Raw genomic sequence first — 22,636 nt, 5'->3', positions numbered from 1 at the left:
CTATTTTACTACATAAAAGAACAAGAATTTACTACTATGAAAAATCAAGACTTCAACGCTTTCAACGACCTGGAACTAGCTAAAATCAAAGGAGGAAAAGATAAGAGAAAAGATGACATCAACGGCGATGACTACGAGATCATCATCCTAACAGCTACAACAAGTGGTAAGAAGAAAGGAAAGAAGAAATAAGTCACTCTTCCTTCTCATCGACAATCCAGCCTTGTTCTCTACAGGCTGGATTTTTATATACCCCATTATTCTGCAACTGAACAACCCATGCCCTACAACCCCATACTACTTCCAGAAAATACCTTGATGTCTCGTCCTCCCTCCTGGCTTACCCGTTGGGGAAACACGCTGATTGCAGGCATACTACTTCTCATCATAGCACTATGTTTTGTGATTCAATACCCGGATAGAATAACTGGGGAGGTCATTCTGTCTACCCAAACGCCTTACAGTAGGGTTATCGCTCAGGAAAGCGGTTATATCGAACATCTTATGGTTCACAATAGCGACGTTGTTCAAAAAGGAGAAGTGTTGGCCATTATTCAAAATACTGCAGACTATCAGGACATACAAAGTGTACAGAAAGTCTTTTATCCTTTTCTAAACGCACTTACTCAAAATAAAAAAGAGGTTAATACAAGGTTTCCTTATCAGGTGAAGCTCGGTAAGCTACAGGAAAGCTACACTTCTTTTCTTACCTATTACCAACAATTTTTATTGGCTCATAACACACCTTTTTACTTAAAAAAGGTAACCCAACTACAACAGCAAATCCAGCAAGAAAAAAATATACAGCAACAACTAGACAAACAACAGGTGCTGCTCCACGAAAGTATAGCACTGATAGAGCAAAAAGTAAACGGTGGAAAAAAATTAATACAGCATCAAGGCATTTCGCAATATGACCTTATAGCCCTCAAGCAAGAACTTATCAATGCCCGATACCAATCTGAGGAACTTCAGAGTAGCTTGATACAAAGCAAAGCTAAAGAACATGCACTTCTCGCCCAACTGACAGCATTACAAGAGTCTCATAACATAACTACCCAAACGAGTTTTGAAGCCTTAAAAACGGCAGCCCTATCCTTTCAATTCCACCTCAACGATTGGGAACAGAAATATCTTCTCAAGGCACCAATATCTGGAACAGTGACCTTCTTTCACATCATGGATATTCAACAGTTTGTAAAAAAGGGAGAAGAGGTACTCACCATACTTCCTTCAAGCAATACTTTCAATGCTTTTGTGTACACCAAAGGAATTGGGGTAGGTAAAATAAAAAAAGGTAATACCGTTCGTATTACCCTGAAAAATTATCCCGCAGAAGAGTTTGGTACGCTCAAAGGTATCGTTCATCGTATTTCTCCTATTGCTCGGGATGGTGCCTATAAAGTAGAGGTACAATTACCCCAACAACTAAAAACTAACTATGGAAAAGTGTTGAACTTTCAACATGACATGAAAGGGGAAGCTACCATTATTACTCAAAATTTGAGATTGATTGATCGTTTTTTCCATAGTGTACTGAAGCGTTACAGGGATGCTACTCAGATATAAGGGTATTGCCCTGTGTTATTTTAATTCGCTATGGTATCCACCAATATAGTAAAAGGCTGCGCTAGTGGCCTTACCTGTTCTTGATCGGCCTTCCTAGCCAACGGAAAAATCCCTGTTTTAAGGTAATCTAAGGCAGCACCTACTCTACCTCTTTCCTCCCCCAAAGGAATTGAGAGGTAGTCTGGCATATTATAATCCGCTGGAATCCCTTCTGCATAATCTCCATTCCCTTGACTATTTTTTACGTAAAATGTAATGGGGACAAACTCATACCCAAACTCTCGATAAACTACTCCACCTACATTTTTCCCATGTGTAGTATCTCCAATCGTTTTCACCGGAAGATAAGGTCTTAATCCATGGATAATCGCTTCGCTGGCAGATGCCGTCTCTACTCCTGTAATCACAACGATATGCTCCAGCATCACACTGTTAGACTGGGAAGTAAATTTGATGGATTTATTATTCTCCTTAAATCGCTCATTATAAGTTTCTGTAATGAACACATCTGCATCTTTTGCTTGTCCATAAATCAGACTAGCCAAATGCTGTGCTACTCGTACCTCTCCTCCTCCATTATACCGTAGATCCAATATCAAATAAGAAATCCCTTCCTGTTGAAAATATTCAAATGCCTTATTCAATGCATTAATGGATCTCGAACGAAAGCTGTCATAAAGTAGATAACCAGCTTTTTTTCGTTCAGAAATATTCAACACACGTACCTCGCTCACATAATCTATATCCAAAGTAGCTGTGCTCACCTCTATGGTCTTTTCTTCCTCCTCCAATGCCTGTACTGTAAGTGTAAATGACTCTCCTAATGTTCTGGTATATAACACTCCTCCGTTATTCACTGTTGCTGCCTGACCATTAATACTTACCAGACGATCTCCTCTTCGTATTCCTGCTTCCCAAGCGGGGCTTCCCTTTAAGGTATGAATGACAAAAATTTGCCCATTAGGTAAAGCTCCCAAGATAACTCCCAGGCCTACTTCTTCGACTGTTGACAAACGTGCATTGGCTGTCGGTAACTCCCTAATATAACTCCAACGATCCAATGGGCGATACTTTAGATCTGACAATAAATCGGATGGATTATCATACAATGACGGATTGACATCTTCAGGGGTATACTCACTCCATAAGTAGACTCCTTCCATTGCTGCACTCACCAAATCATTAATTCCTTCTACCTCTTCTTCTGGATCTGTTCCATCTACCAAGATAAACTGCTCATCATCGTTCTTACCTCCTCGACAGGAAGCTAACAATATACAAGCGACAAAGAAATAAGAGAGGATTTTCATACAATGTATTGTCATAGTGGTCAATAAAAAATAAACCGTTAGTTTAATATGGAGAACTGCTATTCTAACGATTTATAAAGAAAAAAGGTGTTCTGGAATACCAAAACACCTTTTTTCTTTATAACAAATATTCGAAAACATTAACGCTATTATTATTAGAAGTGTACCCTTAGTCTTGTTTGACTGCTTCACCAATAAGTGTTGCTGCTGTACAATCGTGAACTTTCACCATCACATAATCCCCTTTCTTATAGTTCTCTTTAGGGAATACAATCACCTTATTCTGAGAGTTTCTTCCTTGTAAATGCTCGTCCGAACGCTTAGAGAACCCTTCTACCAATACCTTAAAAGTTTTCCCCAAAGCCTGTTGACTTCTCTCCAAAGAGTGTTCCGTCTGTCTGGCAATAATTTCATTCAGACGACGCTTCTTCACATCCAACGGAATATCGTCCTCGAATTTTTTCGCTGCCAAAGTACCTGGTCGCTCTGAGTAATGGAACATAAAGCTGAAGTCATACTTCACATAATCCATTAGTGTCAATGTATCCTGATGCTCTTCCTCTGTCTCTGTACAGAATCCTGCAATCATATCCGACGAAATCGCACAATCATCACCCAAGATACGGTAGATAGCGTCCACACGCTCCATATACCACTCTCTTGTATAGGTACGGTTCATCAACTCCAATACACGTGTATTTCCTGACTGAGCTGGAAGGTGAATATACTTACAGATATTCTCATACTTCTTCATGGTATAAAGTACCTCATTGGTAATATCTTTTGGATGAGATGTTGAGAATCTCACACGAAGATCCGGAGATACTTTCGCTACCATTTCCAATAGGTTCGCAAAGTTGATTACCTCTACTTCCTCTCCTTTTTTCTCTTTCTTCTCCAACCATGCCTTGTTGTTTTCTTCCGAAGACCACTTATAAGAGTCTACGTTCTGTCCCAACAAAGTCACTTCTCTATAGCCCTGCTCGAATAGTTCCTGTGCTTCTTTCACAATAGAATGTGGATCACGGCTACGCTCACGACCACGAGTAAAAGGTACCACACAGAACGTACACATATTATCACATCCTCTCATAATAGAGATAAATGCCGTTACCCCATTAGAGTTCAAACGTACAGGGTTAATATCTGCATAAGTCTCCTCACGAGACAAGAATACGTTCACTCCTTTATCTCCACCATCTACTTCCTGTACCAACTTAGGAAGATCACGGTAAGCATCCGGTCCGGCTACGATGTCTACGATCTTTTCTTCCTCCAGGAATTTTTCTTTTAGACGCTCCGCCATACAACCCAACACTCCAATGATTAGCCCTGGCTTGTTTTTCTTCACTTTGTGGAAGTTTTTCAGACGGTTACGCACTGTCTGCTCAGCCTTCTCACGAATAGAACAAGTATTCAAGAAGATCAGGTCAGCCTCCTCAAAGTTGGAAGTCGTACCAAAGTTCGCTTCATTCATGACCGAAGCGACAATCTCCGAATCAGAGAAGTTCATCTGACAACCATAACTCTCAATATACAACTTACGTTGCCCTTCGCCTGCTGTGTTTTCGGTTACTTTCATTTCACAGCTTTCCGAAGTACTCTCCTCTGTTACCAAAGGAATATCTTTAATCAAATCGCTCATTAAATCAGAGTTTTAAGACAGAAGGTAAGATTTTCAGTCTCACTCTGTCACGTATGACATAGTATATTTTTTAATAAGGGCACACTCCCCTATTCTAAAATTTTCCGCAAAGGTATAAAAACCCAAACGGGAGAACAACAAGGTGCTAAGGGGAATAGTTTAGGAAATGGGTTGATCCATTCAATTTAGAATTATTCTAAGATTAAGAGCTTGTTCGGAACCACATCTTCTGGAGTAAAACTTAGATTCCAAACAAGCTCTAAATAGACTATACCTTCTCCGAATCAATTACAGGAATAATAATACGGAAGGTTGTTCCCAAGCCCGGAATAGATTTTTTAACGAAGATTTTTCCTCCATGATACTTTTCTACAATACGCTTCACCAGCGTAAGGCCTAACCCCCAACCTCGCTTTTTAGTAGTAAACCCTGGCTTAAAGACCGCCTTTAATTTCCCTGGAGGAATCCCTTTTCCATCATCAGAAACATCCAAAATGATCATCTCATGACCTGAAGATCGCTTCAGTTCCAACGTAATATTACCTTGACTGTTCATCGCATCCACGGCATTCTTACAGAGATTTTCAATCACCCATTCAAACAGAGGAGGGCTAATATTCGCCCTAATATCCCGATCTGCTATATCAATATGAAAGGCTACTTTGGAAGATACCCTCTTGGAGAGGTACTGTACCACATGCTCAATGGTTTGCGGTAAATTAACTTCTTGCAGTTGGGGCACTGATCCAATACTGGAAAAACGAGCCGTTATCATCTCCAAGCGACTAATATCCTTTTCCAACTCAACGATGATTTCTTCTGAGAAATTCTCATCCGTCTTAAAGTACTCTACCCAAGCCATCAAAGAGGATATAGGTGTTCCTAATTGATGTGCTGTTTCTTTGGCCAGCCCTGCCCATACCTGATTTTGTTCGGCTCGTTTAGAAGAGCTAAACACTACATAAGCAATACTCCCTAAAATAGCCAAGATCGCCAACTGTATTACGGGAGCAAACCTTAGTTCTCGCACTAACTCTGAGTTAGTGTAGTAAATAAAATTGTATACATCTGGTGCTATTTCTACCACTATAGGTTCATAGTCCTCTCCCATCTCCTCTACTTTTTTGAGTAAGTAGCTATTACGCTCATCTTCTGAAAGTTTCTTGGGGATTTCTACATTTCGATGACTGATAGGAGTACGACGATCATTCAATAAAATCACGGGGATCAAGTCATTGTTTTGTATCACCTCCATCAACAAAAAACTAACTTCCTGACTTGTCTCTTCTGTCAATGCCAATTGTCGCTGTGCCTTGGCAAAAAAGTCCACCTGCCTTTTTTCCCGATCTGCTAGTCTCCTCACCAGCATATTGGTATAATAGACAGAAAGCCCTCCAACCAAAAGGCCGAGGGCTGCGATTAACCATTTCAGAAATGCCGAATTCTTGTAAATGCTGTAAGTCTTCATGTATAAGGTTTTCTGCTCTGTCGCTGTACCTGTCTATTCTACTGCTAACTCATTCCTCACTTCTCCACTCTTAAGGTACTTTTCAATGTAAATATTTCTGGATTTTAATCCTTCTTTTATAGCATACTCCCGTAAAGTTTTATTTACATTTTGAGGATTAGGAGAAAACATATCAGAAGGGTCTACATCCACAAATACTGACTTATACGTTTCTATCTGTAATTCTTCTAAGCCTTCTGGTAGTGGCTGCGGCAACAACTCATAATCAATCCCCACAAAAACCTTAATATCTGAAGAAGTAGTGTCTGGATCTCCAAAGTAATAGACCACCATCTCTCCCGTATATTCTCCTGTAATACTTTGTTTATACATCGTATCCATTAATGCCGTCAAGGCTTTATCATCTACCTGCCCCTCATAATACCTCCCGATCAATTGTTGCTCGTTATGCGTTACTTTCTTGGGGCTCAGATCATTAAAATCTCCCTGCTTTACGTACCATAATCCAACGACCAAAACCAAGGCTGCTAAAAATGCCGAGGTCACTGCTGACTTACTCATAAATATCTATTGTTTGTTTAAGACATGCAATATGCATGCTTAGGTTGTTTATTTCCAATCACCTGAAACCTTTTATACTATTTTATGATTACTATTTATTCTTCCTCAGGCATTATTGTTAATCCGTTTATTTCCTTTTAAGTTTCTGTATTCCTCCTAAAAAGTTCTAAATCAACTTTAAAATATTATAAATTACATCATCACGAGTATTGGCTCTTAAGAAAACAAGAAAGGATTAGATTATTGTTTTTCTAAATCATCCCTCCTTCTATTGAAAATACATTCACTTTGATGTTATAAAGTTCTTAATTCCTTTAATTATAGTGTAATAATTTGATATAATTGAACTTTACAACTACCAAGAGTACAAACTAAACAAACATGAACTCCTTCGGACAATTATTCAGAATAACCACTTTTGGAGAATCCCATGGTCGTGCCTTAGGCGTCACTATTGACGGCTGCCCTGCCGGGGTAGATATCGACCTTGAATTCATCCAAAACGAATTGGCTCGCCGTAAGCCCGGACAATCTAAAATCACCACACAAAGAAAGGAAGAAGATCAAGTGGAGATTCTTTCTGGTGTATTTGAAGGAAAAAGTACCGGTACACCAATAGGTATGGTCATCTATAACAAGGACCAACGTAGCAAAGACTATTCACACATCAAGGATCAATTTCGTCCATCACATGCCGACTATACCTACGACGTAAAATACGGAAATCGGGATTATCGAGGTGGAGGCAGAAGCTCTGCCAGAGAAACCGCAGCCAGAGTAGCTGGAGGAGCGGTGGCTAAACTTCTTCTGAAGCACTTGGGAATTTCTTTCCACGCCTATGTATCGGAAGTTGCCGACATCAAGGTAGATGATGATTACCGCAACCTGGACTTCTCTCAAATAGAGCAAAATATCGTTCGTTGCCCAGATCCTGTAAAGGCTGAACAGATGATCGAAGTCATCGACACTATTCGTAAAGAAAGAGACACGATAGGAGGCATCGTAAGCTGTGTCATCAAAGGCGTTCCTGCTGGATTGGGAGAACCTGTATTTGATCGTTTACATGCAGAACTAGGTAAGGGTATGCTAAGCATCAATGCCGTTAAAGGATTTGAGTACGGTAGTGGTTTTGCGGGTACCAAAATGAGAGGCTCCGAGCACAATGATAAGTTCTTTGCCGATGAGAATGGAAGCATCACGACAGAAAGTAACTTCTCCGGAGGAATACAAGGAGGTATTTCCAACGGACAAGATATCTATTTTAAGGTAGCCTTTAAGCCTGTCGCAACAATTATGATTGATCAGGATAGTGTTAATCGTGAAGGGGATACCGTTACAGTAAGTGGCAAAGGACGTCATGATCCATGTGTAGTCCCAAGAGCAGTACCTATTGTAGAAGCAATGGCTGCACTAACCATTGCAGACTTCCTGATGAGAAGTAAAGTCAATCGTTTAGAACAACTGATAGGGTAATCCTGTTGATAATGTTGCGCCCTAAAGGCACAACATTATTTTATTCATTATAAAAATCAAAAACTATGGCAACTGTCACACTAAAAGGCACTCCATTTGAAACTGTTGGAAACCTGCCTGAAAAAGGAAGTAAAGCACCTGATTTCTCACTCACTAAAGGAGATCTTTCTGAAGCTACCCTTGCAGACTTCAAGGGAAAGAAAATCATTTTGAATATCTACCCAAGTGTAGATACTGGTACTTGTGCACAGTCTACCCGTACCTTTAATGCAAAGGCTTCTGAGCTAGAGAATACAGTAGTACTATGTATCTCAAAAGATCTTCCTTTTGCGCAAGCTCGTTTTTGTGGTGCTGAAGGATTAGAAGATGTGGTGATGCTTTCTCAACTTCGAGATGATGCCTTTGGTAAAAACTATGGTGTCAGCTTTACTACAGGACCTCTAAAAGGACTCCTTTCCAGAGCGGTTGTGGTCATCGATGAAGAAGGAACGGTTACCTATACCGAGCAAGTTGCTGAGACAGTTGACGAGCCAGACTATGAGGCAGCTTTGAAAGCACTATAGTACTAACGGTTGTCTTATAATCAGTAGAAAATGACAATCTTTCAATAATATACTGTTGTGTTGAAGGATGAAGTAAGGGCGTCCCTTCTGGTCGCCCTTACTTCATCCTTCATATCTATTGTCGGGGCGGCCAGAAGGGACGCCCTTACTTCATCCCTCAACAACCTATCCTATGCCCTATAATTTTGATTCCCCTGTTTCCAGAAAAGATACCGATACCGTAAAGTATGACCTGTGTGAGCTCCTTTTTGGCTCCCGAGAGGTAATTCCACTATGGGTGGCAGATATGGACCTGCCTATTGCCAAAGAAATACAGGATGCCCTAGTTCAGCGGGCCTCTCATCCAGTATATGGGTATACGATACAATCTAAACGTTGTTGGAGCGCTGTACAAGGATGGCTACAACAGCAACATCAATGGGAAGTCCCTGATCACTCTTTTGTCTTCAGTCCCGGAATCGTTCCTGCCTTGACCCTAATGGTTCAAGCCTTTACGCAGCCCAAAGAAAAGGTGATGATCTTCACTCCAGTATACACCCCTTTTCATGAAGCGGTAAAAGGAAACGATCGAACCCTCATTACGAACGATCTGGTAGAGAAAAATGGGCGATATGAAATCGACTTCCAGAAAACAGAAGAGCTTCTGAAGGAAGGTGTAAAACTGTTGATATTCTGTAATCCCCATAACCCTTCCGGACGTATGTGGACCAAAGAGGAAATACTTCAACTACTGGACCTCTGCAAAAAGTACAATACACTTATCTTCTCTGACGAAATACATGCTGATCTGACTTTCTTTGGTAATAAACATATCCCTTTTGCGACGATACGAGAAGATGCAGCTCAGCAAGTCATCACGGGAATGGCTCCTAGCAAGACTTTCAATCTGGCAGGACTACAAGCCTCTTATCTGATCTTCCTTGATGACACCTTAAAAAGGCAATATACTAAGGTAGCCAGTGTACCCCACCTCAATTTTGGAGGAACCTTTGGCACAGAAGGTATGATTGCCGCTTATACGCATGGACATACATGGTATAAGGAAATGAAGGCCTACATACAAGGGAATATTGAATTTGTGATCGATTATATTGACAAACATATTCCTGAGATCAAGGCCATGAAACCTGAGGCCACCTACCTGATATGGTTAGACTGCAAGTCTTTGGGACTATCTGATCCTGAACTGAAGAAATTCATGGTGGAAAAAGCTGGAATCGCTCTAAATGAGGGAATCAGTTTTGGACAAACAGGCAGCGGGTGGCAGCGAATGAATGTGGCTGTGGCCAGGCCTGTTTTGGAGAAGGCCTTGGCACAATTGAAGGAGGCTATGTCTTGATTTTAAACCACTCCGTCCCCGGCCCGGCATACATAAACGTCAGCTTAGCAAATAAGAAGGGAGCAAAGGGTACCTGAAACAAAAAAGAGCTCCCTACTGCCACTTTTTGTGACGCTGTGAATAACTCTTGATAATCAGCCGCTCCATTTCCCCAGTTTACAAAATAGGCATTCTCGACCGCTAACCAGTCTCTATTGAACCAAGTGAAGTGTACTCCGGTATATGCCGAATAATAAGTACGTCCATAAATTTCTCCTAAGCGCAAGCCAATAACATCCTCTGCACCTTTAATAAACTGATAAGGTTGAGGAGCATTGGTCAAACCCGTACGCACCCAAGAGCTAAACTGTATCGTTGGATTAAAAATCTTGTGATATTCTGCCGTAAGATTAATGCTCTGATATGTAGGAGAGGTTTCGGTCAGGCCTATCGCCCATTCTATACTTCCTTCCAATTGATACCCATTCAAACGATGACGTTGCGCATTTACCAAACCAATGCTCTCCCGAAACGTCAATGCCAGCATACGATGTTCAAAAGGAGCTAGGAGAACCTCCTGATTCCAGTGTGTATCTTGCATCAGACTTTCATCAGAACCATAGTACCTGTACTGTACATCCAGATCCGGAGAAAAGCGATAGGAGTAATCCAGATGCCAGGGATTACCTATAGAAGCTGTCACTTCCAATTTGTGATAAGGCGCCAACATATCCGGTTGATAAGTGACTCCCTCTACATCTCCTTCTTCTGTATAGGTAATCTCTCGGTATAGATTTCTTCTCAACTCATCTCCAAAACTCACACCTACCCCTAGCTGCATATTTTTGTAAAGTAGTTGTCTGGGAAGGTTAAAACGAATATTCCAGGTAGCACCAACAGGTTGCTTATCCCATGCCACTCTTAGCTTACTGTTACTTCCCAAGAAATTATCATCTACAAATCCTATGAGGTAACGGTACTCTTCCTCACTACTATGATCCAGCGACATCAATGGAAAAAGTTTTACCGCATCAAAGGCTTCTACAATCAATGCGCTACGCTCATTTTTTGTTTCTATTCTATGGTCAACCTTGGTGAAGTTCCCAATATTCCATACGCGCTGCACCGCTTTCTCCAAGGTTGAGTACTTCACCTGTGCTCCTCTTTTCAGTCGCAACTCATTTTTAATGATTCGATCCCAGGTCATCCAGTTTCTTTTGATAATTACTGTATCAATTGTTACGGTTTGCTGAGAAGAGTCTTGATCTATCGTCTGGGCTTTTCCTATTGTGGTCCATAGCAAGCCCATTAAAAGTAAGAGTAGTGTACGTTGGTATAAATTTGGAGAAGTAATAGTGAACATCGTTTGTTTGATCGTATAGGTGCTGGTACAGTATGAAGTAAAGGGAGGCCTCTCAATACTATTCACTTAAGAGCGTTGTAAGTAGAAGGGATACTGCAAATACTATGCAGGTCTTAGCGTGGACGCTAAGACTAGTATCTAGGACACTATACACAGTATCTATCTGTTCATTTTCTACTTAAAACAAACTAATTGAGGAGAGAAAATCCCTTTTGTTTGCAAGGGCAAAAGTACTAAAAATCAAGTACAACCCCAATCGTTGGCACCACAGTACTATTACCCGTATCCACTTCTTCCAAAGCTCTTGGTTCCACAATTTCTCCATTCATATCTCTTAATAGAATATACTCCGGAGGAACAGGGATTTTTTGAGCCAATACATTTTGCGCCTCTATGAATACATCCAAGGAGATTTTTCTAAAATTCCACTTTTTATCTATACGAACATCTACTTGACTAAACACATCCAATTTCTCCTCCCCCAAACGACTGTAGTCCAAAATGATGTCAGGGTATACTTCCAAAGTCGCAACCGTGTCCACAGGGACAAAAGGTGTTTCTCCTGCAAAACGCCAACGAGCACTCAGTTCCCAATTGCGGGGTAACTTATACCCTCCGGTAAAACTAACCAAATGGCGACTATCCCAAGTAGATGGCAAGTACTTAGATCGATCAAACCCTGTAAACTCACTATAGAAAAAGGTATAAGAGAAAATCCCGTAGAAGTTACGTGTTAGCTTCTGCTGAAAAAGCACCTCCAACCCATAACTTCTCCCTTTCCCAACAGTCTCGATTAATTCATTGCCCAATACTTCAAAGCCCGCTCCTTTATTCGCCAGAGAAACACTATCCCTCACAGAAACCGGATACTGATCATATCCCTTATAAAACCCTTCCACACTTACACTGCTGGAAGGCGTAAAGATCTTCTCTATTCCCAATACATAATGATCACTGCGCGTATACTGTGCACTCTCATTGACAAAAACATTATTCTCCTGATAGCCTAAAATTGTATAAGGTGGGATTTTATAGTATCGCCCTGCCGTAGCATTCAACTTCCATCCTGGCAGAAATTGATAGGAAATTGCCAAACGTGGAGAAATATTATCCCATAGATCACTACCATCAGAAAAGGTATCCTCATCCACCCGTACTCCCATGGATAACTCTAGCTTTTTATTGAAAAAAGTTCGTGAAGCATTCAAGAACATTCCATACTTGAAAAAATCTAGCTCGGATTGAAACGTGAATCCAATATTCCTATCCAGTGTACTATTTTCATAATCGCTCCACTGCACATTAAAGCCCGGTACTAGCTTCCACTCTTTCCAAAAATAGGTTAGTGCATAGCGAAGCTTTGTTTCCATCTCACGGGAGTCAGTTCGAAAAAACAGTCCCTCCTGATTTTCATTGTCCGTATATTGAGAAAACTCATTGTTGAAGAGGTTATTACTCAATGTCGTTTGCATAAAACCATTCCCTCCACGGAAACGCTTTTTCCAGGTCACCCCTATCGCATTGGTTTGTTGAATAATAAAAGGCGTTTGTTCCAATGTAGCCTGTTGTCCGTTATCCAGATCATCGTCCCCTTCCACCGTAAAATCATCAATCGATCCCAACCCTATTAGACTAATGGTATTATAATCATTGATTTCGTGATCTATCTTAAATTGATAATCCCAATAATCCGGACGAATCGGTAATCCTATTAGCTCAAACAGAAACTGTAAATAACTTCGTCTCACAGAGGCAATGTATGTCGTTTTACTACTTTCCCGTTTATTCCCCTCTTCATCTTTTCCTTTGAATAAAGGTCCTTTTAAGGTCAAAGCCGTTTCACTGGCACTTACCCGAAGGTTTCCACTAAAATTTCTACGATCCCCTTCGATCTGCTCAAACTGTAATACCCCAGACAATGGATTATCATATTGCGCTCCAAACGCAGAAGCCGACAAGGTCACATTATCAATAAAAGAAACATTGAGCATCCCTACCGGCCCTCCAGCACTCCCTTGTGTACTGAAATGGTTGATGGTCGGAATCTCTACGCCGTCCAGGTAGTATACCGACTCGTTTGGTGCGCCTCCACGAATAATCAAATCATTCCGAAACCCTCCTACGGAAGGAGAAACACCGGGTAAGGATTGTGCTACCCTTACCACATCATTATTTCCTCCCGGATAAGTTGCTAGTTCTGCTGCCGTCAAGGTCTGGGTAGAGAGTGGGGTTTCTATCGGTCGACTTACCTGATTTTTCTCTGGCGTCACCACCACCGTCGATAAGGTCTCTGCATCCTCACTCAGTTCAAAATTATATAACTGATTTCCTACTGACTTGATGATAATATTGTATTTCGTTTGGGATTGATACCCTATAAAACGGGCCACTAAATTATATATCCCCGGTGTAAGGTCTTTAATTAAATAATACCCATCAACATCCGAAATTGCTCCTTTATCGGTTCCTTCAATAAAGACAGTTGCTCCCGTTAGGGGCATCCCCATAGGATCCTTGACATAACCGGATATACTGGTTTTTACCTGTGCATTCAGTAATTTTGGGAAAAATAAATACAGAAAAACTATAGGAAAAGATAAATACTTAAGGCAAGTCATATAGAAGCTAGGGTTAGAACAAGAAGATTATTCATTCATAACTACAGCATAAGAAAAGATGCCTTAGTATAAAGAAATGAGGTATGTAAGGAATGACGTTAAGTTATTTAGAATAACGATGTCTATATTACCTAACTGATTGTCCTAGATGCTCATAATCACCTAAAATCTATTTTAATGAAAAGTACATCACTACTCATCACTTTCTTTATCGGACTACTTTTTATTTGCTCTACAACGGTCTATGCCCAAGAAAAACCTTCCCGCTTGGATTTTCGATTTGGAGTTGGCACCTCCCTTCAAGGTTCAGGAGATATGATTACCCTTTCTTTTGACAATGAGCTTAACTACCGCCTCAATAATTACTTTGCCACCTCCCTTTCTATTAGCCATGGAAAAAGTGAATCAGGGGTATTCAAAATGGGTTCCTTCATACAAGGTAACCTCAATGCTTTTGTTTCTCCTTTTAGAAACAATCGAAGAAATGATTTTCGTTTGGGAATTGGTTTAGGCGTACAAAACTATGTTTATTCTTATATACAATCCGAGGAATACATCAACGGACAACTCATTCAAAGCCCTGTTTATAGAGACAAAAATGGATTGGGTAGAAATATCATTATCGAAAACACCTTTGCATTGACGCAACGTCTCCTTCTAGGGCTGAAACTATACAATCAATTTTACAACAGTGGGGACGTCAACACAGGGATTATGCTTAAGGCAGGGGTTCAATTTTAATGTTGAACAGATAATTTCTCCCATTCACCTAACGAATACTACAACTCAGGTTTATCCATCTATTAATAAAGAGAGTGGTCACTATTTTGGTTCTACTAAAACTAAAATAATGTACATGTAAAAGCCCCCTAATCGGAAGCTTTTAAAGAACTCTTTTTATGATAAACCAATTCTATTTTTTAGGCTTTGTTGCTTGCCTACTATACCTCCCCTGTAAAGCACAAGAGCACGCTCACCAAAAACTCCAAGAGGAATTATCCGAATATGGAAGACGATTAAAACAAGAGGGAAGGTTTCATGGCAGCATAAGCATAGGCTCTACCAAAGAACTTATTTATCAGCAGTCGATAGGCCTAGCCAATCGGAGCTGGAATATCCCTATTCAAAAAGATACTCGCTTTGACATAGCCTCTTTGAATAAATCTTTTATTGAAGTGCAGAAAGGGGAATTATTACTTACAGGAGTTTCAGACAGTAATCGAGGAATGGTGATGACCTATCAACAATTAGAGGAGTTTCCTCAATAAAAAAATTAAGGAAGTATAAAGATAAAACTTTATACTTCCTCTTTTTATATACTCTTACTTAACAACAACTCGCTGATGTAGCTGTCCTTCCTCCGAGATCATACGGATAAGGTATAACCCCGAAGCTTTTGGCACTTCAAAAGATAGCTGATGCTTTCCTTTTCCATACACTCCTTGTGTTACCGTTCTCACTTGTTTTCCCTGTGTATCATAAAGTGCGATACTTACCTGCTGCTGTGCAGTCAAGGTAAATTGTAGCATACCCACCTGCTCTACCGGGTTTGGATAAACCGTTAATAAATTCTTCGTTGGTAATGCAACGGAAGCAATACGTGCCGCCGGTTGACTGTCATACCAAGTACCGTTATCGTACCATCCTTCACCACAGCGGTAAAGGTCTGCTGTTTGTGTCCCTCCGTTATCGCTGAATACAATACTGGTACATTCTATACCTTCGAACGTATAACGGTACCACCCATTACCTTCATCTATCATCGTTACCCCTGGCCAGCTAGAGTTTGGTAATACATTCGCTGGAGTGGTATTCCAGTAATGCAAGTTCGCTGAAGACCAGTTCGCTGGCTTTTTAAAGTGGATTGTCAGCCCTGAAGGAGGTAATGGCTTGCTATCATACCAAGTCCCATCATCATACCAACCCGTACCACAACGACTCAAATCAGCCGTTTGCGTAGCACCATTGTCACTGAATACAATGTTAGTACATTCAATACCGCTAAAGGTATAGCTATACCATCCATCCCCATCGGCATCCGTCATGGTGACTCCCGGCCAATTGGAGTTTGGCAATACATTCGCCGGAGTGGTATTCCAATAGTGCAGATTTACCGTAGACCAACCCGCTGGTTTTTTAAAGTGAATCGTGATATCCCCTACAGTTCCTACTCTTTGGGATACTTCATTGGTATAATCAGAAGTTGTGCCGGTACTGCTATATGCATTCACGCGATAATAGTAAGTACCATCCGCCAAACCAGCATCAGTATAAGTAATAACATTCGCTCCTACAGTATCAATAGCCACAAAACCACTTCCTGCTGTTGTAGAACGCTCCACGATATAACCCGCTTCTTCGGTTGTATTATCCACCCAGTTCAATTGCACATCATTCGTCGATGCAGAAGCATTCAATAAAGTTGGTGCTTTTAATATAGATGTTCCCGGAGGAGGTAATTGGACATCTGTAAATAACTCCCACTGCCCAGGTCCCAACAGGTACGTTCCTCCTGTATTTTCATAAGCAAACTGACCAAAGTAGTTGTACCAGGTTCCTAGACTTTGGAAGTTCGGTTGTATCGACTGGGCCGTTGTTCCGAAGTTACCTATAATGGTCACATTCATCGTCTCATGAGAGATATTGATTCTTCTGGTTTCTCCGATAGCATCCCAGCTGAAATAACCTTCCGTAAATACCGGGTGATCTTTTCTTAGGTTCAGAAGTGCCGCAATGGTATTATACAAGTCAACACGATCTGGGTCCTGCATATATTCCGTCCATACGATCGGCTTTTCACCCACTCTTCCATTATAGTTAATAGAGTAATCATATCCTTGTTCCCCGAACATCCAAATCATTTTCGGTCCCGGTACGGTATACAAGAAGGCCGCTCCTAAACCTATGCGATCCAATGCTGTTGGCAAATCCTTGATATTATAGTCCCCTGTTTGCTGTCCCCAGTTCAGGTTTTGCACCATAATACGCTCCTCATCATGACTCTCCATATATACCACGCGAGTATCGGTCTGTGCGCCAGCAAAAGAAGCCGTGTTCAGTTCATGACCTGAAATTACCTCCTTATACTGCTCATCCACACGTTTCCATGGCAACATCCCATTAGCCGCCAGTGCATCCTCTTCTGATGGAGATGCAAGGTGTTCCAAAATAATATAAGCCTCTGGATTGACCTCACGGATTTTATTAGCCATACGGTTTAGAATATTCACTCTGGCCTGATCATAATCCCATCCACAGCCTGGTGTATTCGTAAAACCTTTGGTAAAGTCATAACGGAACCCATCAATCTTATACTCTTGCATCCAGAAGCGGTTTACACTATCCACAAAGGCTTGTGTATAAGCGCTCTCATGATCAAAGTCGCTACCCCAGTTCCAACAAGTATTTGGAGCTGTCGTATTGAACCAAGGGTTATCTGCCGCAGGCTGATTATTCGCCTCATCCCAATACATACGAGCCATCACATTTTGGCCAAAAGCATGGTTCAGTACCATATCGATAATCACGGCAATACCATTAGCGTGAGCTGCATCAACCAGCGCTTTCAGATCTTCTTTAGGACCATAATATTTATCAGGAGCAAAGAAGAACGATGGATTATACCCCCAGCTACTATTACCCTCAAACTCATTCACTGGCATCAACTCAATCGCATTCACCCCTAAATCCTTCAGGTACTGCATGGAATCAATCACCGATTGGTAAGAATGCTCTTCTGTAAAATCACGAATCAATAACTCGTAGATCATCAGTTGGTGTTTTGGCACTCCTGTAAAATTTTCTATTTGCCAATCATAAGGATCTTGTGCTGTTTGCAAGACACTGGCAATTCCTTTCTCCGTATCTGTAAATTCAATCAGTCCCGGATAGGTTTCTTCAGAGATATATTGATCATTCCATGGATCAGCCACCTTCTCCGTATAAGGATCTGCAATGCGAAGATTACCATCCACCAAATACTGGAAGATATATTCCTTCTTAGGCGTCAAACCACCAATTTGTAACCAGAAACGCTCTCCGTCAGGCGTCTTTTTCATCTGGTAGTTCGGATCAATAGCCCAGTTATTGAAATCTCCTGTTACAAAAACATCTCCCTTATTAGGGGCCAACAGTACTAATACCACGGTTTGGTCATCGATGTAGTTGATACCATCTTTTACCCCTGCAGGTAACGGCGCTACCTCTGATGCCTCATTCACATATAAAGTTCTGGTTTTCTCTCTTGGAAGAATCACACCATCATCAGCCGTCACTTTCACCTGATGGGTACCTATCGCACTGTAAGATACGGTATGAGAGATCGTACTCTGGTTGGTTACCGAAGCTTGCACCACACCATCTATTTCAATCTGCATAGCTGCTGGCGCAGAAGCTGTAGCAGAAATAGTCACCTGCTCATTCACTTTAGCAAAATACTCCTGATTTACCGGAGCCGTCACTGTCATGTAAAAGCCAGGGTCAATATCCATGAAAAAGTCTCCATCAGCAGCTGTTTTTCCCACCAAAGTGCCCGTCGCATCACGAAATACCATCGCCAAACGGAATACATTTTCTGTCGGTGAAACATTATAATAAGTCGATGGAGTCAATGTTATCTGCCATTGATCATTCCCAATATTGGTCATTTCTCCTATGCCATCATCAGCTCCCCAATTCCCTACGGAATTGCTCCATTGCGTATCTCCTGGTGCAGTAGTAACCACCCCTGAGTGTAAGTATACTTTAGAAGCACCTACCAAAGCAGCATTACCTGCTGCTGCATCATAAATAATAGTGATCGCTTGATCTGCAGTCGGATTAGAGGGATTCAGTGTTACCTGCCCCCATAATAATGCGGGTAATGAAAGCACCCAACTGAGTAGTAGTATTCGTTGCATAAAAAGTTTGTTTATTGGTAAAAGCATTCGAGTATCCTGCGAACAGAACAATCGATTATTATTGTAAGGTTATTCCCCTCAAAAATCCGCATTTGTATATGTGATGGATCTAAAAGGCAATTCTATCGTAGTAGTGTGTTTGTGCTATTAATGAATACAGAAAGCCCTCCCTTTTGACTGCCAAAAAGTTATGACAACTCATTAACTCCCTTCATCTTCTCTATTCAGCAAGTGTTAATTGTATTATTGACACTTGAATATTAAGAAGTTTTTTAAATAAGACACAGGACGCTGATCACCCAAAAAATAAAAATGCGTTATGCAACCGATTGAAGAGATGTAAATTCAAAGAATTATTCATACGTTAAATAATGTTAAAGTAATTTTCAATGTAAGAAGTAGTCGAAATACATCTTATAAAGGTAAAAGGGAATAGGTAAGAGGTAAAAGGTAGAGCCAGCAACCTTTTACCTTTTACCTTTTATCGAGCTTTCGGGGAACATTATTGAACTTTTCCAAGGTTATCATTGTAGTATGTGGGTATTTACAAACGAAAAGTGAAGGTAGATAAGAAGCTCAAAATAAAAACATTAGGCGTTTTACATTGGATAAAACAAATAAATCCCTACCTTTGCCAATCGAAATTTTCGAGAAGTATAGTATCGAAGTATTAAGTAATTTAAAACAGTTAGTTAAATGCCTACTATTCAACAATTAGTAAGAAAAGGTAGAACAAAAGTAACTTACAAATCTAAGTCTCCAGCATTGGATGCTTGTCCTCAGAAAAGAGGGGTTTGTACTCGTGTTTACACTACCACTCCTAAGAAGCCTAACTCAGCTATGCGTAAAGTTGCAAGGGTAAGGTTGTCAAACGGTAAAGAAGTTAACGCATACATCCCAGGTGAGGGTCACAACCTACAAGAGCACTCGATCGTATTGATCCGTGGTGGTAGAGTGAAAGATTTACCAGGTGTTCGTTACCACATCGTTCGTGGTGCGTTGGATACTTCAGGTGTTGAGAAAAGAACTCAGCGTCGTTCTAAGTACGGAGCGAAAAAACCTAAGAAATAATCGCAATTTCTTTAACGGAACAATTCATTTAACCGCAGCAGCCTTGAAGAATTTTATAGTAAAGGCAGCATAAAGTTTTAAAAACAATGAGAAAGGCAAAACCTAAAAAAAGATACGTACTTCCTGATCCAAAATTTGGTGACACGATGGTTACTAAATTCGTTAACAACTTGATGTTGGACGGGAAGAAAAGCATCGCTTACAGCATTTTCTACGATGCGCTAGCGCTTATCGAAGAAAGAATGAACAAAGGCGAGGAGAAAGTGAACGGACTTGACATCTTCAAGAAAGCACTAGGAAACATCATGCCAGGTGTTGAGGTGAAATCAAGAAGAGTTGGTGGTGCAACTTTCCAGGTTCCTTTGGAAGTTCGTCCAGAGCGTAAGCAATCATTGGGTATGAAATGGTTAATCACGTTCGCTAGAAAGCGTAACGAGAAAACCATGATGGAGAGATTGGCTGGTGAGATCATGGCTGCATCAAGAGGTGAAGGTGCTGCAGTGAAGAAGAAGGATGATACTCACAGAATGGCAGAAGCAAACAAAGCATTTTCTCACTTTAGATTCTAATAAACAGTGGCAAAGAAAATCAATCTTACACACCAAAGAAATATCGGTATCATGGCTCACATTGATGCCGGTAAGACTACTACTACAGAACGTATCCTGTACTATACGGGTAAATCTCACAAAATTGGTGAGGTACACGATGGTGCAGCGACTATGGACTGGATGGAGCAGGAGCAGGAAAGAGGTATCACAATTACTTCTGCTGCGACTACCACTACTTGGGGTTACCCAACTCAGCAAGGTCAAAGAATTGCTGACACAGAAGATTATAAAATCAACATCATCGATACTCCTGGTCACGTAGACTTTACTGTTGAGGTAGAGCGTTCTCTTCGTGTATTGGACGGTGCAGTTGCTCTTTTCTGTGCGGTATCTGGGGTAGAGCCTCAGTCTGAGACTGTATGGAGACAAGCGGACACTTACGGGGTTCCTCGTATCTGTTTCGTAAACAAAATGGACCGTGCTGGTGCTGACTTCTTCAAGGCTGTGAAAACAATCAAGGAGAAACTAGGTGCTAACCCAGTTCCTTTGCAAGTACCAATCGGTGCTGAGGAAGGGTTCAAAGGTGTGGTTGACTTGGTTACTAACAAAGCGATCGTTTGGAACGATGCTGACCAAGGCTTTACTTACGAAGTAATCGATATTCCTGCAGACATCGCTGACGATGTAGAGGAGTGGAGAACTCACTTGATCGAGGAAGTTTCTGCATATGACGAAGCGTTGATGGAGAAATTCTTCGAGGATCCAGATTCAATCACTGAAGCTGAGATCAAAGCAGCGGTACGTGCAGCAGTATTGGATATGTCATTCTCTCCAGTACTTTGTGGTTCTGCATTTAAAAACAAAGGTGTTCAGGCACTTCTTGATGCAGTATGTTCTTACCTACCTTCTCCATTGGATCTTCCAGATACTGAAGGTACACACCCTGACACTGGTGAGGCTATCACTAGAAAGGCAGATGTGAATGAGCCATTCGCTGCATTGGCGTTTAAGATTGCAACTGACCCATTCGTAGGTCGTCTTTGCTTCATGAGAGTTTACTCTGGTAAACTAGAGTCTGGTTCTTACGTACGTAACAACCGTAACGGCAAGAAAGAGCGTATCTCTCGTTTGATGCAGATGCACTCTAACAAGCAAAACGCTATCGACTTCGTAGAAGCTGGTGATATCTGTGCAGGTGTTGGTTTCAAAGACATCAAGACTGGTGACTCCCTATCTGATATGGACAACCCAATCATCCTTGAGGAAATGTCTTTCCCTGAGCCAGTAATCGGTATCGCAGTTGAGCCTAAGAAGCAAGCTGACTTGGACAAAATGCAAAACGCATTGATCAAGTTGGTAGAAGAGGATCCAACACTTACTTTCAAAACTGACGAGGAAACTGGTCAGACTGTATTGAGAGGTATGGGTGAGCTTCACTTGGAGATCATCATTGACCGTCTAAGACGTGAATTCAATGTTGAGATCAACCAAGGTGCTCCTCAGGTAGCTTACCGTGAGGCAATCAACGGTTCTATCGAGCACAGAGAGGTCTTCAAGAAGCAAACAGGTGGTAAAGGTAAGTTCGCAGACATCCAGTTCGAACTTATGCCAGCTGAGCCAAATGAGGATGGCATCGTGGAGAACGGTCTTCAGTTTGTTGACGAAATCAAAGGTGGTGTTATCCCTAAGGAATTCATCCCTGCAGTACAAAAAGGTTTCGCAGCAGCAATGGAGAACGGTATCCAGGCAGGTTACCCTATCGAGGCGATGCGTGTGAGATTGTTCTTCGGATCATTCCACCAGGTCGATTCAGATGCACTTTCTTTCGAGTTGGCTGCGAAGCTAGGTTTCAAAGAAGCTGCTAAGAGATGTAACCCGATCATTCTTGAGCCAGTAATGAAGGTAGAGATCATCACTCCAGACGAGTACACTGGTGCGGTAATCGGTGACTTGAACCGTCGTCGTGGTCTACCTAAAGGACAGGAGACAAGAACAGGTGGTGCAGTAGCGATCAACGGTGACGTTCCATTGTCAGAGTTGTTCGGTTATGTAACTGACCTTCGTACTTTGACTTCAGGTCGTGCAGCAGCAACCTTGACATTCTCTCACTATGCAGAGGTGCCAAGAAACATTGCTGAGGACGTAATCAAAGAAGCAAAAGGACAATAATCATAGATGTTAGTTGCTAGTGCCTAGTCACTAGCAGCTAACAACTACTAAGGGGTGTA

17 protein-coding genes are annotated in these 22,636 nt (G+C 41.3%); 10 read left to right on the top strand and 7 right to left on the bottom strand.

Going from position 1 to position 22,636, the window contains the following annotated elements; all coding sequences use genetic code 11:
• Positions 1–36: 36 nt before the first annotated feature.
• Both ABD985_RS16655 and ABD985_RS16650 read left to right on the top strand, forming a co-directional pair.
• Complete coding sequence (locus ABD985_RS16655; protein WP_345373695.1) at positions 37–192, top strand: hypothetical protein; 156 nt, start codon at positions 37–39, stop codon at positions 190–192.
• Positions 193–279: 87 nt separating this feature from the next.
• Entirely contained in the window at positions 280–1,569 is a 1,290-nt protein-coding gene (locus ABD985_RS16650) for an HlyD family efflux transporter periplasmic adaptor subunit (protein WP_345373693.1), read from the top strand.
• A 20-nt stretch (positions 1,570–1,589) separates the two neighbouring features.
• Here ABD985_RS16650 and ABD985_RS16645 read toward each other — a convergent pair whose 3' ends face one another.
• From ABD985_RS16645 to ABD985_RS16630, 4 genes are all read right to left on the bottom strand, one after another.
• Positions 1,590–2,879 (bottom strand): S41 family peptidase, encoded by a 1,290-nt coding sequence (locus tag ABD985_RS16645; protein ID WP_345373691.1) that lies wholly within the window; start codon positions 2,877–2,879, stop codon positions 1,590–1,592.
• A 169-nt stretch (positions 2,880–3,048) separates the two neighbouring features.
• On the bottom strand, positions 3,049–4,524 hold the full coding sequence (gene miaB / locus ABD985_RS16640; RefSeq protein WP_345373689.1) for a tRNA (N6-isopentenyl adenosine(37)-C2)-methylthiotransferase MiaB: 1,476 nt from the start codon (positions 4,522–4,524) through the stop codon (positions 3,049–3,051).
• Positions 4,525–4,792: 268 nt separating this feature from the next.
• Positions 4,793–5,992 carry a sensor histidine kinase gene (locus tag ABD985_RS16635; RefSeq protein WP_345373687.1) on the bottom strand — a complete coding sequence of 400 codons (1,200 nt, stop codon included), beginning with the start codon at positions 5,990–5,992 and terminating at the stop codon, positions 4,793–4,795.
• A 33-nt stretch (positions 5,993–6,025) separates the two neighbouring features.
• Complete coding sequence (locus tag ABD985_RS16630; RefSeq protein ID WP_345373685.1) at positions 6,026–6,553, bottom strand: hypothetical protein; 528 nt, start codon at positions 6,551–6,553, stop codon at positions 6,026–6,028.
• Positions 6,554–6,934: 381 nt separating this feature from the next.
• Between ABD985_RS16630 and aroC the strand changes: the two genes are divergently transcribed.
• From aroC to ABD985_RS16615, 3 genes are all read left to right on the top strand, one after another.
• A complete protein-coding gene (aroC, locus tag ABD985_RS16625; protein WP_345373683.1) occupies positions 6,935–8,026 on the top strand; it encodes a chorismate synthase in 1,092 nt (363 codons plus the stop codon).
• A 65-nt stretch (positions 8,027–8,091) separates the two neighbouring features.
• Positions 8,092–8,589: a thiol peroxidase gene (gene tpx / locus ABD985_RS16620; protein ID WP_345373681.1), complete on the top strand. Its 498-nt coding sequence runs from the start codon at positions 8,092–8,094 to the stop codon at positions 8,587–8,589.
• A gap of 172 nt (positions 8,590–8,761) precedes the next feature.
• Positions 8,762–9,928 (top strand): MalY/PatB family protein, encoded by a 1,167-nt coding sequence (locus ABD985_RS16615; RefSeq protein WP_345373679.1) that lies wholly within the window; start codon positions 8,762–8,764, stop codon positions 9,926–9,928.
• Here the strand turns inward: ABD985_RS16615 and ABD985_RS16610 are convergent.
• Positions 9,918–11,270: a BamA/TamA family outer membrane protein gene (locus tag ABD985_RS16610; protein WP_345373678.1), complete on the bottom strand. Its 1,353-nt coding sequence runs from the start codon at positions 11,268–11,270 to the stop codon at positions 9,918–9,920. The two genes, ABD985_RS16615 and ABD985_RS16610, sit on opposite strands and share 11 nt — an antisense overlap.
• 233 nt (positions 11,271–11,503) lie before the next feature.
• The gene (locus tag ABD985_RS16605) at positions 11,504–13,888 is read right to left on the bottom strand and encodes a TonB-dependent receptor (protein WP_345373677.1); all 2,385 of its coding nucleotides are present in this window, start codon (positions 13,886–13,888) and stop codon (positions 11,504–11,506) included.
• Positions 13,889–14,065: 177 nt separating this feature from the next.
• Between ABD985_RS16605 and ABD985_RS16600 the strand changes: the two genes are divergently transcribed.
• Both ABD985_RS16600 and ABD985_RS16595 read left to right on the top strand, forming a co-directional pair.
• Entirely contained in the window at positions 14,066–14,629 is a 564-nt protein-coding gene (locus ABD985_RS16600; RefSeq protein ID WP_345373675.1) for a hypothetical protein, read from the top strand.
• Positions 14,630–14,787: 158 nt separating this feature from the next.
• Positions 14,788–15,156: a serine hydrolase domain-containing protein gene (locus ABD985_RS16595; RefSeq protein ID WP_345373674.1), complete on the top strand. Its 369-nt coding sequence runs from the start codon at positions 14,788–14,790 to the stop codon at positions 15,154–15,156.
• Positions 15,157–15,210: 54 nt separating this feature from the next.
• Here the strand turns inward: ABD985_RS16595 and ABD985_RS16590 are convergent, their stop codons facing one another.
• Positions 15,211–18,786 carry a DUF4961 domain-containing protein gene (locus ABD985_RS16590; RefSeq protein ID WP_345373672.1) on the bottom strand — a complete coding sequence of 1,192 codons (3,576 nt, stop codon included), beginning with the start codon at positions 18,784–18,786 and terminating at the stop codon, positions 15,211–15,213.
• Positions 18,787–19,482: 696 nt separating this feature from the next.
• Here ABD985_RS16590 and rpsL point away from each other — a divergent pair.
• The 3 genes from rpsL (at position 19,483) to fusA (ending at position 22,577) form a co-directional block, all read left to right on the top strand.
• The gene (gene rpsL / locus ABD985_RS16585; protein WP_345373671.1) at positions 19,483–19,857 is read left to right on the top strand and encodes a 30S ribosomal protein S12; all 375 of its coding nucleotides are present in this window, start codon (positions 19,483–19,485) and stop codon (positions 19,855–19,857) included.
• A gap of 86 nt (positions 19,858–19,943) precedes the next feature.
• Positions 19,944–20,426: a 30S ribosomal protein S7 gene (rpsG, locus tag ABD985_RS16580; RefSeq protein WP_345373669.1), complete on the top strand. Its 483-nt coding sequence runs from the start codon at positions 19,944–19,946 to the stop codon at positions 20,424–20,426.
• Between the two features lie 6 nt (positions 20,427–20,432).
• Entirely contained in the window at positions 20,433–22,577 is a 2,145-nt protein-coding gene (fusA, locus tag ABD985_RS16575; protein WP_345373668.1) for an elongation factor G, read from the top strand.
• The last annotated feature ends 59 nt before the right edge of the window (positions 22,578–22,636 follow it).

Source organism: Algivirga pacifica (genome assembly GCF_039543525.1).
GTDB classification, from domain to species: domain Bacteria; phylum Bacteroidota; class Bacteroidia; order Cytophagales; family Flammeovirgaceae; genus Algivirga; species Algivirga pacifica.
This window is presented reverse-complemented; position numbering and strand designations above follow the sequence as displayed.